Source organism: Virgibacillus ihumii, assembly GCF_902726655.1.
GTDB lineage: Bacteria > Bacillota > Bacilli > Bacillales > Amphibacillaceae > Lentibacillus > Lentibacillus ihumii.
This window is the reverse complement of the sequence record NZ_CACVAN010000001.1, coordinates 2,436,655-2,452,109: the sequence shown is the minus strand read 5'-3', so window position 1 is coordinate 2,452,109 and position 15,455 is coordinate 2,436,655. Positions and strand designations below refer to the sequence as shown.

13 protein-coding genes and 1 riboswitch are annotated in these 15,455 nt (G+C 43.6%); of the genes, 7 read left to right on the top strand and 6 right to left on the bottom strand.

Annotation, left to right across the window (positions count from 1 at the left end; translation table 11 throughout):
- Window positions 1-4: 4 nt before the first annotated feature.
- Window positions 5-1,021 carry an ABC transporter ATP-binding protein gene (locus HUX68_RS11785; protein WP_174615014.1) on the top strand — a complete coding sequence of 339 codons (1,017 nt, stop codon included), beginning with the start codon at window positions 5-7 and terminating at the stop codon, window positions 1,019-1,021.
- Window positions 1,022-1,124: 103 nt separating this feature from the next.
- Window positions 1,125-2,144 carry an ABC transporter ATP-binding protein gene (locus tag HUX68_RS11780; protein WP_174615013.1) on the top strand — a complete coding sequence of 340 codons (1,020 nt, stop codon included), beginning with the start codon at window positions 1,125-1,127 and terminating at the stop codon, window positions 2,142-2,144.
- 77 nt (window positions 2,145-2,221) lie between these two features.
- Here the strand turns inward: HUX68_RS11780 and HUX68_RS11775 are convergent, their stop codons facing one another.
- Window positions 2,222-3,844: an ABC-F family ATP-binding cassette domain-containing protein gene (locus tag HUX68_RS11775; RefSeq protein ID WP_174615012.1), complete on the bottom strand. Its 1,623-nt coding sequence runs from the start codon at window positions 3,842-3,844 to the stop codon at window positions 2,222-2,224.
- Between the two features lie 244 nt (window positions 3,845-4,088).
- Between HUX68_RS11775 and HUX68_RS11770 the strand changes: the two genes are divergently transcribed.
- Entirely contained in the window at window positions 4,089-4,715 is a 627-nt protein-coding gene (locus tag HUX68_RS11770) for a hypothetical protein (protein WP_174615011.1), read from the top strand.
- A 91-nt stretch (window positions 4,716-4,806) separates the two neighbouring features.
- A complete protein-coding gene (locus HUX68_RS11765; RefSeq protein WP_174615010.1) occupies window positions 4,807-5,790 on the top strand; it encodes a helix-turn-helix transcriptional regulator in 984 nt (327 codons plus the stop codon).
- Between the two features lie 38 nt (window positions 5,791-5,828).
- Here HUX68_RS11765 and HUX68_RS11760 read toward each other — a convergent pair whose 3' ends face one another.
- The 3 genes from HUX68_RS11760 to HUX68_RS11750 form a co-directional block, all read right to left on the bottom strand.
- Window positions 5,829-6,464, bottom strand: a complete 636-nt coding sequence (locus tag HUX68_RS11760) for a YpmS family protein (protein ID WP_174615009.1) — start codon at window positions 6,462-6,464, stop codon at window positions 5,829-5,831.
- A 13-nt stretch (window positions 6,465-6,477) separates the two neighbouring features.
- Window positions 6,478-7,395: an SGNH/GDSL hydrolase family protein gene (locus HUX68_RS11755; protein WP_174615008.1), complete on the bottom strand. Its 918-nt coding sequence runs from the start codon at window positions 7,393-7,395 to the stop codon at window positions 6,478-6,480.
- Window positions 7,396-7,623: 228 nt separating this feature from the next.
- Window positions 7,624-8,610: a homoserine dehydrogenase gene (locus HUX68_RS11750; RefSeq protein WP_174615007.1), complete on the bottom strand. Its 987-nt coding sequence runs from the start codon at window positions 8,608-8,610 to the stop codon at window positions 7,624-7,626.
- Between the two features lie 152 nt (window positions 8,611-8,762).
- Between HUX68_RS11750 and HUX68_RS11745 the strand changes: the two genes are divergently transcribed.
- A complete protein-coding gene (locus HUX68_RS11745; protein WP_174615006.1) occupies window positions 8,763-8,936 on the top strand; it encodes a hypothetical protein in 174 nt (57 codons plus the stop codon).
- Here the strand turns inward: HUX68_RS11745 and HUX68_RS11740 are convergent.
- The gene (locus HUX68_RS11740; RefSeq protein ID WP_174615005.1) at window positions 8,906-10,618 is read right to left on the bottom strand and encodes a PLP-dependent aspartate aminotransferase family protein; all 1,713 of its coding nucleotides are present in this window, start codon (window positions 10,616-10,618) and stop codon (window positions 8,906-8,908) included. The two genes, HUX68_RS11745 and HUX68_RS11740, sit on opposite strands and share 31 nt — an antisense overlap.
- A gap of 89 nt (window positions 10,619-10,707) precedes the next feature.
- Window positions 10,708-10,823, bottom strand: a riboswitch (SAM riboswitch).
- Window positions 10,824-10,902: 79 nt separating this feature from the next.
- Window positions 10,903-11,805, bottom strand: a complete 903-nt coding sequence (gene rarD / locus HUX68_RS11735; RefSeq protein ID WP_174615004.1) for an EamA family transporter RarD — start codon at window positions 11,803-11,805, stop codon at window positions 10,903-10,905.
- Between the two features lie 380 nt (window positions 11,806-12,185).
- Here rarD and megL point away from each other — a divergent pair, with 380 nt between their 5' ends.
- Window positions 12,186-13,370, top strand: coding sequence for a methionine gamma-lyase (megL, locus tag HUX68_RS11730; RefSeq protein ID WP_174615003.1), 1,185 nt, complete (start codon window positions 12,186-12,188; stop codon window positions 13,368-13,370).
- Window positions 13,371-14,009: 639 nt separating this feature from the next.
- Window positions 14,010-15,452 carry a cardiolipin synthase gene (gene cls / locus HUX68_RS11725; protein WP_174615002.1) on the top strand — a complete coding sequence of 481 codons (1,443 nt, stop codon included), beginning with the start codon at window positions 14,010-14,012 and terminating at the stop codon, window positions 15,450-15,452.
- Window positions 15,453-15,455: the final 3 nt, after the last annotated feature.

Here is a 15,455-nt window from a genome sequence, read left to right as displayed (position 1 = left end):
AGTGTTGGAAAATATATTAGAGATAAACGATTTACATGTATCGTTTGATACATTTTCCGGTGAGGTGCAAGCAGTCCGGGGGGTTGATTTGAAGTTGAAGAAAGGTGAAGCACTTGCAATCGTAGGTGAGTCCGGTTCAGGTAAATCGGTAACATCAAAAACAATTATGCAGCTTAACCCCAGTCCGCCGGGACGCATTAAATCCGGAGAAATTCTTTTTGATGGGAAAGATCTAGCTAAATTAACGGATAAACAGATGCAAGATATACGAGGTAAAGACATTTCGATGATTTTCCAGGATCCGATGACATCGTTGAATCCGACAATGACAGTCGGCAAACAGATTATGGAAGGTCTAATCAAACACCAGAATATGAGTAAGCCTGAAGCAAAACAACGGGCGGTAGAATTGTTGAATCTGGTAGGTATCCCGAATCCGGAAACGCGGGTTAAACAATATCCGCACCAATTTTCCGGGGGGATGAGACAGCGGGTTGTCATTGCCATCGCATTGGCATGTAATCCGAAAGTCTTAATTGCTGATGAACCAACAACAGCACTTGACGTTACCATTCAGGCACAAATTCTTGATTTGATGAAAAACCTGCAGGCTGAAGGCGATACTTCCATTATATTAATTACCCACGACCTTGGTGTTGTGGCTAACATGGCACAGCGTGTTGCGGTTATGTATGGTGGCAAAGTAGTGGAAGTCGGAACCGTTGACGAATTATTTTACAATGCGAAACATCCGTATTCATGGGGGCTATTGTCATCCATGCCACGGTTGCATGAGAAACAGGATGACTTAATGACGATTGCGGGTACACCGCCGGATTTATCGAATCCGCCCAAAGGATGCCCGTTTGCGGCACGTTGTCCGCATGCGATGAAAGTATGCACAGAACATATGCCTGAGCATACGAAAGTAAGTGAAACACAGACGGCTGCATGCTGGCTGCTTGATGAGCGTGCACCGGAAGTGGAACCACCTGAAGCAGTTAAGGCTGCCAGTAAATAAGATTGTAAGCTTTAGCTACTATTAACTGGATGATGAAACGACGAAATAACCGGTACCAAAAAATAAATTTGGATTATATCCAAACGTATGAGGGGGTTGAAATTTGTCACATTCAAATGAAAAACTGCTGGAAATCAAAAATTTGAAAAAACACTTTAAAGTTGGCAGAAAGGCAATTTTGAAAGCTGTCGACGGCATAAGTTTTGATATATATAAAGGCGAAACATTTGGACTCGTTGGCGAGTCCGGCTGTGGTAAATCAACTGCAGGACGGACAATTTTACGATTATATGATGCAACAGAAGGTGAAGTGAACTTTGAAGGTGTCGATGTCCACGGCAAGAAGTCAAAGAAGGAACTGAAAGCATTTAACCGTAAAATGCAGATGATTTTCCAGGATCCTTATGCATCATTAAATCCTAGAATGACTGTTATGGAAATTATTGCGGAAGGCATTGATATTCATAACTTGGCAAACAGCAAAGAAGAGCGTGAAAAAAGAGTTTATGAACTGCTTGAAACAGTAGGTCTGAACCAGGAACACGCGAACCGCTATCCGCATGAATTCAGTGGCGGACAGCGTCAGCGTATTGGAGTTGCGCGCGCACTTGCGGTGGACCCGGAATTCATTATTGCTGATGAACCTATTTCGGCACTTGATGTTTCCATCCAGGCACAAGTTGTTAATCTGATGCAAAAATTGCAGAATGAACGCGGACTTACGTATTTGTTTATTGCCCATGATTTATCCATGGTGAAGCATATAAGTGACCGTGTCGGTGTTATGTACCTGGGTAATATGGCTGAAGTGGCAAGCAGTGATGACATTTACGAAGAGCCATTGCACCCATATACACAGGCATTGCTCTCAGCAATTCCGCTGCCGGATCCGCAAGTGGAACGATCCCGGGAACGGATTGTTATTGAGGGTGACGTGCCAAGTCCGATTGCACCACCAAGTGGCTGTCGTTTTCGGACAAGGTGCCCGCACGCGATGGATATTTGTGCAAAAGTTGAGCCGGAGTGGCAGGAATATAAGAAAGATCATTGGGTGGCATGCCATCTGTATAATGATAAATATAATGAAGAATATAAAGAAAGACAGTTGCAGACACAAAACTAATGTTTATATGTGTGCATATAGGAGAACCCCCCAGCTGAATGACTCAGTTGGGGGGTTCGTTTTGTTCTGGATTAAAATTAAGCTGTGTACATTTCCTCAACTTTCTTTTGTAACTCAGCATCGGCAATATATTCGTCATAACTTATTTCTTTATCGATAATGCCATTTGGTGTTATTTCAATCAGACGATTTGCGATACTCTGAATAAATTCATGGTCATGAGACGCGAACAGGATGGAGCCTTTAAACTTAACCAACCCTTTATTCAATGCGGTAATTGACTCCAAGTCCAGATGGTTTGTCGGTTCATCCAGCACTAGAACGTTTGCACCGGACAGCATCATTTTACTCAGCATGCAGCGAACCTTCTCACCACCGGACAGGACACTTGGCTTTTTCAATGCCTCTTCACCCGAGAAGAGCATACGGCCAAGAAAGCCACGCAGAAATGTTTCTGTTTCGTCTTCAGGGGAGTATTGCCGAAGCCATTCAACCAGCGTCGGCTCTCCGCCTTCAAAATATGCCGCATTATCCTTAGGGAAATAGGACTGTGATGTTGTCACACCCCATTTATATGTTCCTGCATCGGGTTCCATTTCTCCCATAATTATTTTGAACAGTGTTGTCTTAGCGATTTCGCTTTTGCCGATAAGGGCGATTTTGTCATCTTTTTTCATCGTAAAGCTGACATTATCAAGCACTTTCTCTCCACCAATTGTTTTGGTTAAACCTTCGACACGCAGCAGGTCATTACCGATTTCACGATCCGGTGTGAATGAGATATACGGATAACGGCGTGATGATGGCTTAATGTCATCTAGTGTAATGCTGTCGAGCAGCTTTTTACGTGATGTAGCCTGTTTTGACTTGGATGCATTTGCACTGAACCTCGCGATAAACGATTGCAGTTCTTTAATCTTTTCTTCCTTTTTCTTGTTTGCTTCCTGCGCCATTTTGTTTGCCAGCTGACTGGACTCATACCAGAAATCATAGTTACCGACATAGATTTCGATTTTTCCGTAGTCGACATCCGCAATGTGGGTACAGACTTTGTTCAAAAAGTGACGGTCGTGTGATACGACAATGACCGTGTTTTCAAAGTTGATCAAAAACTCTTCCAACCATTGAATGGCATGGATATCAAGACCGTTTGTCGGCTCATCCAGGAGCAGAATGTCGGGGTTACCGAACAGTGCCTGGGCAAGCAGCACTTTTACCTTTTGATCACCGGAAATTTCGGCCATTTTTTTTGAGTGCAGTGATTCATCAATACCTAAACCTTTTAAAAGGACAGCAGCATCAGACTCTGCTTCCCAGCCGTTCATTTCGGCAAACTCGCCTTCCAGTTCAGCGGCACGCATGCCGTCTTCCTCGGAAAAGTCAGGTTTCATGTAGATGGCGTCTTTTTCCTGCTTCACCTCATAGAGCCTTTCATGTCCCATCAGGACGGTTTCCAAGACTTCGTACTCCTCATAGGCAAAGTGATCCTGTTTCAAAACGGTCATCCGCTCGCCAGGGGAGAGGGAAACATTTCCTGACTGGGCTTCCACCTCACCGGAGAGGACTTTCAAAAAAGTCGATTTACCGGCACCATTGGCACCAATCAGGCCATAGCAGTTTCCGGGCGTGAATTTCAGGTTTACATCCTCAAATAACTTTTTATCTCCATAACGTAAACTAACATTATTAACAGTAATCATGTAAAACGTTCCTCCATTAAATAGTCATCATCGTTAGATTACGGGATTTAGAGTATTTCGTCAATCATGATGGTTTGGAAATGCTTGTCACTGGTTGAAACTCCCGACAATTGGCGTCACCAGAATTTTGTCGAATAAAAAAAGACTATATTTCTCAGGGAAAATATGTAACAATAAAGTTAAGGAAATATAACGTTAATTAGCTGTCATGCCATCAGAATTGCTTATAACGGAGGGGAAGTCAATGGGTGAGAAGACGATATACTTTCTCTTTACGGATACAGGTACATGCCTGTCAAAGGTAATAAATTATGTCACGAAACAATCGCTGAACCATGTTTCACTGGCTTTCGACCCGGATTTGCAGCAAGTTTACAGTTTTGGAAGAAAGAAACCGCATAATCCGTTTATTGGCGGATTTGTAAGAGAAGATATACGAAGCGACTTTTTGCGGAATGCCGCCTGTGCTGTCTATTCGTTCAATGTTTCTGAAAAAGAAGTTGCACTCATTCAAAAGCGAATCGCCGAGATTGAACTTCGGAAAACCAATTACAAATATAATTTCATCGGACTGTTTGGGATTTTGTTGCAGGTGGAGATTAACCGCAGTAATGCATTGTTCTGCTCACAATTTGTTGCCACTGTCTTACATGATGTTGAGTCATTGCGGTTTGCCAAGCCGATTTGTTTTATAACACCGGCCGATATCCGCAACCATCATGGAATGCGCTTAGTCTATAAAGGTATGCTTGGAAGCTATCAATCCTGTATCCCTGCCGAACGAAAATTAACAGCGGGTGAAAACACGTTGCCAAAACAGTCATTCCTAATTGACCTATCCAAAAAAGTAAAGAATTTTGTCATCAGATGAGAAGAACCTTGCAGATAACATTGTATAGGTTCTTTTTTAGCAGGTATGAGCGATGGGATATGCAAACTTTCTATGTAAGGGGGATACCGTAATGGAGCGGGGGAGCAATTACCGTTTATTAAATTTACGCGACATTCTATTTGAGGAAACAGATGATATGCATGAGCTTGGTATCAGCGAACTGAGCGAGAAACTCAAAGCCAGTACCGGTGATGCAGTTTTTGATACCCGGACAATTAAACGTGATCTGGAAACACTCGATGAGACAGATTTTGAGATTGTCCGCAACACAGGCAGATACGGCAAAATGTATTTCAGTCATCAGACACGGCTGTTTGAAACATACCAGCTCAGATTAATTATTGACGCAATTTTATCAGCTAAGTTTATTACAACGAATGAAAAAGAAAAACTCATTCAGAAGGTAAAAAATCTGACGAGCAGACATATTGCCAACACATTGCCTGAGCCAATTCTGTTCAGTCAGTCGGCAAACATGGACTATGAGCTGGTCAAATTGAATATCGACTGTGTGCACCGGGCAATTTCAGAGAGCAGGGTTCTGACGTATCAGTATGGGAAGTTCAACGTTAAAAAAGAGTTTGAGTATCACCGGAATGCGGAGCGGTATCATGTGGAGCCGTATGCGTTAATCTGGCAAAATGACTATTATTATTTGATCGGACGGTTTCAGGAGAATGATGAGCTGCGACATTACCGTCTTGACCGGATTCGTGATATACAGATCAGTGAGCAGTCTTTCCGGAAAAAGAAGTTTAATCTGCAGGAATATGTGGACCAGAGTTTTCATATGTTTGCAGGCGAGGAAATGTGGATGAAAATTCGATTCGATAATAGTCTGGTCAATGTGGTGCTGGACAGATTCGGGCAGGATGCGGATATCCGTGAATTGGATGATAACCATTTTGTGTTGTCCACGAAGGTGAAACTTTCGGATGGTCTGGTTAATTGGATACTTACGTGGGGGCATAAAGCAAAAGTGCTTTCCCCGGACCATCTGGTTGAACGAATGCGTCAAAAGATTGAGCAGATGTATGCAATTTATATGGAGTGATTATAAGAAGGAAAAGATAGCGACGTATTGTTTTGTCGCTATCGTGCAGAGTCCTTCTTCGGTTCAATTCCCAGCGTTTTATACGGAATTTTTATTTTAAATGCCAGATTGTTTGCTTTAAGATCAATATGTTCAACGCCGACATGGAAGTTACTTCTGATTTTCATGTCAGTGACCGCAACATAAATTTCTTCGTCTTCCGGGTTGATGGTCACCCACTTCGGTACGGGTAAATATTTTTTCATATATTCCATGATTTTCTGATTGGGCAGCTCGAGCAGCCCAATGGAAATAGACTTCTGCTTCAGGATGACATCACCGTTATCCTGCACAAGCGGTTCCAGGTGTACGGATAAAGGGACAGTGGTCGAGAATACCGGAAGCTCTCCTTGCAGATGAACATCATCATTTAATGACACTTTATAATGATGATTTGACCCCTCCAACAGCTTATCAATGTAAGCGTTCATGAGTTCATTCAAATTCTGTTTGGTGGTGCGCACAACGAATTCTGAGCTTTTCTGTGTGAATTCTTGTTCCGGATATGAATCCTCCGTATCGGAAACAGGCCAGAAAATTAATGCAATAATAGCAATGAATATCACCATGTTTAGTCCAAACAGCATAAGAAATAATCGTTTCCACCTGTTTTTCCGTTTTGTGTGTTGCGCCAATCTGTCCACCTCCTTATTCGGTTATATATTCCAGTACCCGTTTGGCTATTAGCTGGTATCCCTGGTGGTTCGGGTGAAAATTATCCGAGGCAAATAAATCCGTTTCTTTGCCTTTGAATAAATCAGCTGTTGGTATGAAAGTTGTATTCTCATATTGCCGAACAACTTTTTTGCCCGTTGAATTCCAGCTTTCTACTATCACACCGAGTTCCTCCAGACTCGGGAAATACTTGGCAAACGGATTATAAAATCCAATCAGGTAGATTTCAGCATCTGCATTATATTCCCGCATTTGATTCAATATGTTTTTAAGTCTCTCTTTATACGCAATTCGTTCCTGTTGAAAGTCTTTGAGGGTCAAATTGGTAAAGTTCTGTTTGACAACTTCCATGACATCGTTCGCGCCAATCGTAATTAAAATGATATCAGCATCTTTTAACGATTGTTTTATTTTCGGGTCATCCAGCCGGTCGTACAGTTGACTTGATGTATTTCCGCGTACGCCATAGTTATCAAATGTTACCTGCTTATCTCCACCATCATTCATAATATTTTTTAGAATGCCGACATAGCCGCCTTCTACAACGTCATCCCCGACACCCTGTGTTAATGAATCACCAATTGCAACGATATGAGATTCCTTGCTGGTAAACAGATCAACCGTTCGCTCCAATGCCTCGCCCAGGATGAGTTTCAACGACTCGGTAACTGAATTCTCTTCTTGTTCTTCTTCTGCCTTCTTTTCTTCCTGTTTTTTCGTGTTCGGTTCATTTGCTTGCTCCGAGTCTTTTTTCTGTTGTTTTTCCTCTTGCTGCGGCTGCTCGTGTGTTTCGTTAAATTGCTCTTCGGGATTTTCCCGGAACATAAAAAATAAACTGATGAAACCTATAAGCAGTATAACCAAAATAATGTAAATGTATCTTCTTTTCAACTTGCTCACACCTATGCTTCTTCTTCGTTTAGCTGTTCATGTATACACTATATCTGTACCCGATTATACAGGCAAGTATAGCAATAGGATGTTTCGATTTATTAACATTTTATGCAGAGATTGAAAAAGTGCACACGCCTATATGATAATTGGTAATGAAATTGAAAAAATCGCCTTCAGGCAGAAGACGATTTTTGCTCGTGGTCGAAATAGACAATCTTATTTTATTTAACTGATGGGGATGGGAGCGGGCCGCTTACTGAGAATTAGGCAAAAATCTTCAATCATGGCACTTGCGGTTGGAAATGAACCTGCACCGGGTCCGGTTAATGTTATATCCCCAACGATGTCTGCTTTCAGGTGGATTGCATTATCGACACCTTCGACCGCATAGAGGGGATGTTCCTTTGAGACAGCCACCGGTTCAATTGCCGCTGTCAAATTGCCTGCCTTATCGTAATTGATTGAAGCGATATGTTTGATCCGATTACCATCCTGTTGCGCTTTTTCAATGGAGTCGCCAGTTATTCCGGTGATTCCGGAATGGCTGATGTTTTCCGGGTCAGGTTGCTTATCGTAAATAAGCTCACTGAGAATCATCAATTTGTAAAAAGCATCATATCCCTCGATATCGTTCGTTGGATCTGCTTCGGCGTAACCCCATTTTTGTGCCTGTTTCAGTGCAGTGGAGAAGGAGAGCTTATTTTCCCGCATCTCAGTCAGGATATAGTTTGATGTACCGTTCAAAATTGCCTGCACCTGCTGAATCTGATTGGCCCGAAACAACTGGCTGATTGTTTGGATGATCGGAATACCACCGGCTGTTGTCGCGTCATAGCCGATTTGGACATCATTGGTTTTGGCCAGTTCCTTCAGTTCCCTGCCATGTGATGCGAACATTTCCTTGTTGGCAGTGACCACATGTTTTCCGGCTTGAATGCACTGTTTTAAATAGGTGAAAGCCGGTTCTTTCCCATTGATTGCCTCAAAAACCACATCAATTTCCGGGTTGTACAGAATATCTGAAATATCTGTTGAGATGGGCGCCTTTTCGGCAATCCTTTGGTGTTTATCCGGGTTTTCGATGACAACCGTTGTCAGCTCAACCGGTGCACCAAGCACGATTTCCAGGCGCTGCTTGTGTATATGCAGTGTTTGGTAGACTCCGCATCCGACGGTCCCAAGACCAATCAGCGCAACTTGAATCGGTTTCATCAATAAAAACTCCCTTCTTAAAAAATTTTAACGTAGCAGAAAGATTAACTGTACGAGTGGAACATCAACCGTACGGGCGAAACTTCAACCGTATGGGGAAAACATCAACCGCACAGGCGGAACATCAACCGCACAGGTGAAACATCAACCGTATGGGGAAAACATCAACCGCACAGGCGGAACATCAACCGTATGGGGAAAACATCAACCGCACGGGCGAAACATCAACCGGTTCGGAAAAAGCGGGACGGGGGCAATCTTTTTACCAAGACTTCTCCCCGTCCGCTGCATTTCCTTATGCGTTTGTCAGTACTTTATCAGATTGACCACTACGAAGTCTGGTTGCTTCTTGATAGGCATCCTTTCCGGAAATAACAGTAATTCCGGCGGCTTTGGCATTCTCCAAAGTTTGGTCACTTTCGCTCGGATTATCTGTCCAAAGAATTTTTCCTTCTTTATTAATAAACTGTTCAATCGTCTCAGGAGGCAGTGCCTGATTATTCGTTGCAACAGCATCCACATCAAATGGAATTTCCTGCAATGAGTTGTAGTTCCCATGATTGCCGACTGTAACGATCTGGAATCCTAATTTATCCAAATTATTGAACGATGTTTCGCCATAGACAGCAATGGTTTTTTTGCGAAGTCCGTTCTCCCGGTTGAATGGGGTGGACAGCAGCCAGTTAATGGCATCAGCATCCGTCGTCTCAATTGTTTTTTCAACACCGGCTGCATTTGCGATTGCCTGATCCAGGTCGGCTAACGTATCCTTAGTCGATTCAAGGCCAACTGACAGGCGGATTAATTCCTCTGTAACACCGCTTTGCTTCAGGTCTTCAGCACCCAGCTGCTGGTGTGTCGTTGATGCCGGATGAATGATCAGCGATTTAGCGTCGCCGACATTGGCAACGTGGGACCAGATAGAAATATTATCAATTACTTTGCGTCCAGCATCACGATCACCTTTAATACCAAATGTAATCACCGAACCAAATCCGATCTGAAAATATTTCTGTGCGGTCTGGTGTGATGGATGATCTTTTAAACCAGGGTAGTTGACCCATTCGACTGCAGGATGATTTTGCAGGAAGTCAGCAACTTCTGCCGCATTTTTATTATGTCGCTCCACCCGTAGATGAAGGGTTTCCAGTCCTTGCAGCAGTTGGAACGCATCCTGTGGTCCAAGACATGCACCAATATCGCGCAGCAACTGGACACGCAGTTTTGTGGCAAATGCTACAGGACCAAGATCCGCATAGCGAACGCCGTGATAGCTTTCGTCAGGCTCGGTGAACCCAGGGAATTTCCCTTTTGTCCAATCAAATCTGCCGCCGTCAATCGCCACTCCGCCTATTGTTGTACCATGGCCGCCGATCCATTTCGTTGCGGAATGAATGACAATGTCGGCCCCCCATGTTAGTGGCTTCGAAACGTAAGGTGTAGCAAACGTATTATCAATGATAACCGGAATATCATTTTCATGCGCGATTTCGGCAATCTTTTCAATGTCCAATACATTCAGGCTCGGGTTAGTGATCGTCTCACCAAAGATTGCTTTTGTTTTGGATGTTATCGAACTGCGAATCTGTTCCAGGTCCGTTCCGTCGACAAATTTTACATCGATGCCATAACGTGGGAGTGTATTGGCAAACAGATTATATGTCCCGCCGTACAAATTACTGTCGGCGATGATTTCATCTCCACTTTGGGCGATGTTTAAAATGGATAGTGTAATTGCTGCCATCCCGGATGAAGTCGCCACCGCTGCAGCACCGTCCTCAAGTAATGTAATCCGCTGTTCAAATGCATCAACGGTCGGGTTGCCGATACGGGTATAAATATTGCCTGCTTCCTTCAGTCCAAAAAGATTCTGCGCATGTTCCGTATCCCGAAACACATAGGAAGTAGTCTGATAGATTGGCACCGCGCGTGATCCTGTAGTCGGATCAGGCTGCTGTCCGCCGTGAAGCAGGTTAGTTTCCGGGTTAAAAAGTTGATAGTTTGACATGAAAAATTCCTCCTTGAATTGTATCTGGAGGAAGAGGAGAATGAAAAAGCCCTCTTCCTAAGAAGAGGGCGTTATTTACAACGATCCTCCTCTTATCTTCCAGATCGAAAATTGATCTGTAGGATTTAGCACCTTTCAAAGCAATGACTGCCTTTTAGGTTGCCGGGCTTCACAGGGCCTATCCCTCCGCCGCTCTTGATAAGAAGATATAACTAACTTTAATTAATTTAATGAATATTATATACATGTTCCGTGCCGTTCGTCAACAGATTTTTTAAAATAATTTAGATTTCTTTTTGGCGTACCGGTTTTTTATGCCGTGCCGCTCCCATGTAGATGATTAATGCCACCCAAATGAATAGGAATGAAACAAGATGTGCCTGTGTAAATGGTTCGTCATACAAAAACACGCCGAGAACAAGCATAAGAGTCGGTGCAATGTACTGTAGAAAGCCAACCATTGACAGCGGAATCCGTTTCGCCCCGGCAGCAAACAGCAGAAGCGGGATCGCCGTGGCTATACCGGCACCAAACAGTAAAGTACCATTTCTGGAGAGCATTATGTCAGGTGCAAGCGTACTGCCAGGAATAACAACCAGATAAATAAGTGCAATCGGTGTTACAATCATCGTTTCAATCGTCAGCCCGAACATTGCTCCGATATCGACCATTTTTTTCAACAGTCCATACAGCCCGAAGCTGAATGCCAATACGAGGGAGACCCATGGAAACACGCCAAAACTGATGGTGAGATTGATAACCCCGATCGCCGCCAGGATGAATGAAAGCAGCTGCCGTCTGCTTAGAGATTCATTTAAAACAATCATGCCCAGTAAAATACTGACAAGCGGATTTATGTAATAGCCAAGGCTTGCCTGAACAACATGTTCACTGTTAACCGCCCAAATAAACGTCAGCCAGTTGATGCTGATAATGACGGAAGCCGCAGAAATCCCGATCAGTTTCTTTTTGTCGTGCAGTATTTGTCTGCACTCCTTGAAAAATGGCCGCAGCTTGCCGGATACAAGCACGATGATCATCATAAAAATGAATGACCACAGAATGCGGTGTGCAAGAATTTCATCTGCCGGAACGTGCTGGACAAGTTTCCAATAGATTGGCAGAAACCCCCAAAGTGTATAGGCTGCCGCTGCATAGATAATTCCAAGTTTATTCTCCTGATCCAATTAGCAAGCCTCCTTTGTAATAGTTTTGCATGAATTGAAATTTGAAACGAGCGAACTCCCAGCTCAAACGTGCGAACCCACCCGCAAACGTGCGAAGTGAAGCCACAAACGTGCGAATTCCGGCCCAAACGTGCGAATTCCAGCACAAACGTGCGAACTCCCAGCCCAAACATGCGAACCCACCCGCAAATATGCGAACTCCAGCAGCAAACGTGCACACGCTGCGCCATTTGCTAAATAAATCAAGTTTAGATTCTTTTTTCGGTAAAAGCAATCACCGCGACTCGTAAAAATCCCGGGAAACGCTTTCAAATTGTTGTGGAATAGAATAAGATAGTAGTATATGAATATACTAGATTTTTTAAATTGGGGGATTCTGAATGACAAACGAAAATAAACATTTTGAGACGACGGTAATTCATGAAGGATACGATTCAAAAGAGATGCTTGGAAGCTTGGCAACACCGCTTTTCCAGACCTCGACATATACATTCGACACGGCTGAACAGGGGGAGCGTCGTTTTGCCGGGGAAGAAGCGGGTTATGTGTATTCCCGTCTGGGCAATCCAACCGTAAGCGTGCTTGAGGAGCGGATTGCAGCACTGGAAAACGGTGAACGCGGCCTCGCTTTTGGTTCCGGAATGGCGGCGGTATCGGCAATTCTGATTGCACTGACAAAGGCAAACGATCATGTGCTATGTTCGTCGGGACTCTACGGGTGTACATTTGGCTTATTATCCATGATGAAGGACAAGTATAATATTACGCATGATTTTTCGGAAATGCAGACGAAAGATGAAATCCGTTCATTGATCAAACCGGAAACAACATGTATTTACGTGGAGACACCCATTAACCCGACCATGAAGCTGATTGATCTTCAGATGGTAGCTGAAGTTGCCAAAGAATATGGGATTCCGGTGGTTGTCGACAATACCTTCTCATCACCATATTTGCAGCGGCCGCTTGATCTCGGTTGTGATGTTGTGCTGCACAGTGCGACGAAATACCTCGGCGGGCATGGGGATGTCGTGGCTGGCCTTGCTGTCGGTAAAAAAGACTTCCTCGATGAAGTGGCCATGACCACGCAAAAAGATATTGGCGGAATTATGGCGCCGATGGACGCCTGGCTGCTGCTGCGCGGGTTGAAAACTTTACCGCTCCGGATTGACCGTCATTGTGACAATGCGGAAAGGGTCTTTGAAAAACTGCGCAGCCATCCGAAAGTGAAGCATATTTATTATCCCGGTGATGAAAGCAACCCGGACAATGCCATCTGTAAAAAACAGATGAGACGCGGCGGCGGGCTGATTTCATTTGATGTAAAAGGAACCAAGCAGGATGCCCAACAGTTCCTTAACCATCTTAAATTCTTAAAAATCGCGGTTAGTCTGGGCGATGCAGAGACATTGATCCAGCACCCGGCCACAATGACACATGCCGTTGTGCCGGAAGATGCGCGCCTTAACATGGGTATCACCGACCAGCTCATTCGTCTTTCCGTTGGCCTCGAGCACTGGGAGGATATCTGGTCTGATCTGGAGCAGGCACTTAACAATCTTTAGGGGAGGGCTTATGTACTGAAAAGGCCAGCCTCAAAAAGTTTCATCAAGTGTTCCAACGTATTTTCAGAACGTAAATAAACACGCCTGTACAAGCTATTTGCCGGTGCAGGTGTGATTTTTTGCCAAAAATGACAGTGATCCAGCTCGATTACCAAGGGAAATTTTGTCGGGAAAGCAGGAATTTTCAAGTCGTGTGGCGTATATTAATATTACTAACTAGCAAAGGAAGTGCGCCATTTGATTATGAAACCACTCGAGCCGCCTATTTTGATGAGACAAACCGAGGCTCTCAGCAGGCGGATCCACTCCCATTATTATAGAAAGGCGGAAATATATTTTGAAATTTTGATGTGAAGGTTGAAATCGCGGATATATAGCTTAGAATCGTGAATATCGACAACAAAATCGCGGATATCCGGCATCAAATCGCGGATATCTGCCCCAAAGGGAGCCTCCTCCAAGAAAGAGTATCCGCGCTAAATCCGGTGCGGTTACTTTTTTTGGTTAAATTTCAATTACATGAATGTTATGTTCGCTGTTTGGGAATAGAAAAATTAAGGACTTCACAACACTAACGTAAAGATAAAAATTATGCTATATTATGGTTACTCTGATTGCTCGGTGAGAGGAGATCAATGAATGAGTCTTACTTCAATTTTATTGGGATTTGTGCTGGTTTCAAACATTGCCTTGGCCCTGACGATTATCTTTTTGGAACGAAAAGATCCCAGTTCAACCTGGGCATGGTTGATGGTGCTTTTATTTATTCCGATTGCCGGGTTCTTTTTGTATTTGATATTTGGAAAAAGAATCAGTTCGCAGCGGATTTTCACCTGGGATACGAAAAGCAAATTGGGGGTAAAAAAAGCTGTTCAACGGCAACTTAGGGCGATTGAGGAGAACCGGTTCTCCTATAAAAATAAAAAGCTGATTGAATTCGAGGATCTTTATTATCTTCATTTGCGTAATGACGATGCGATTTTCACCCAGGATAATGCAGTGGAAATTTATACAGACGGGAAAGAGAAGTTTGATGCCCTGATCCAGGATTTGGAACGGGCAAAAGATCACATTCATCTGCTTTATTACATAATCCGGTATGATGGGCTTGGCCAAAAAATCGCCAACGTCCTGATTAAAAAAGCGAATGAAGGGGTGGAGGTACGGGTTCTATATGATGATATGGGATCCCGCGGAATCAGCAGAAAATTTCTCCGGCGTTTAAGAAAAGCCGGGGCACATGTGGAGTCATTTTTTCCACCGAAGATACCGAAAGTCAATTTTAAAATTAATTATCGAAACCACCGCAAATTGGCAATAATTGATGGTGAGATTGGTTATATTGGCGGATTTAATATCGGTGATGAATATTTGGGGAAAAATCAGAAGTTCGGGTATTGGCGGGATACACACTTGCGTATCAAAGGAGATGCTGTCAATAACATGCAGACCCGGTTTATTCTCGACTGGAATCAGGCCTCACGGAATCATATCGGGTATGAAGACAGATTTTACAGCGGGAAGGTCAGTGGTGATGTCGGCATCCAGATTGTTTCCAGCGGACCGGACTCCGATTGGGAGCAGATCAAAAACGGGTATATTAAAATGATCATGTCGGCGAAGGAATATATTTATATTCAGACACCTTACTTTATACCGGATGAAAGCTTGAAAGACGCATTGCGGATTGCAGCGCTGTCAGGTGTCCATGTGAAACTTATGATTCCGAACAAACCGGATCATCCGTTTGTCTACTGGGCAACATTATCGTATACAGGTGATTTGCTTAACGCAGGTGCAGAAGTGTATATTTATCAAAATGGTTTCCTGCATGCCAAGACAATTATCGTCGACGGAAAAATTGCATCCGTCGGGACGGCCAATATTGATGTGCGAAGCTTCCGTCTCAATTTTGAAGTTAATGCATTTCTCTATGACAAAGGGCTCGCATCACGTCTTGTTGATGCTTTTAACGATGATTTGGAATTGTCCACAGTTATAACAAAAAAGCTTTATGAAAAACGGTCAATCGGAATTAGGTTTAAGGAGTCCATTTCCCGATTGCTGTCACCAATTTTGTAATTA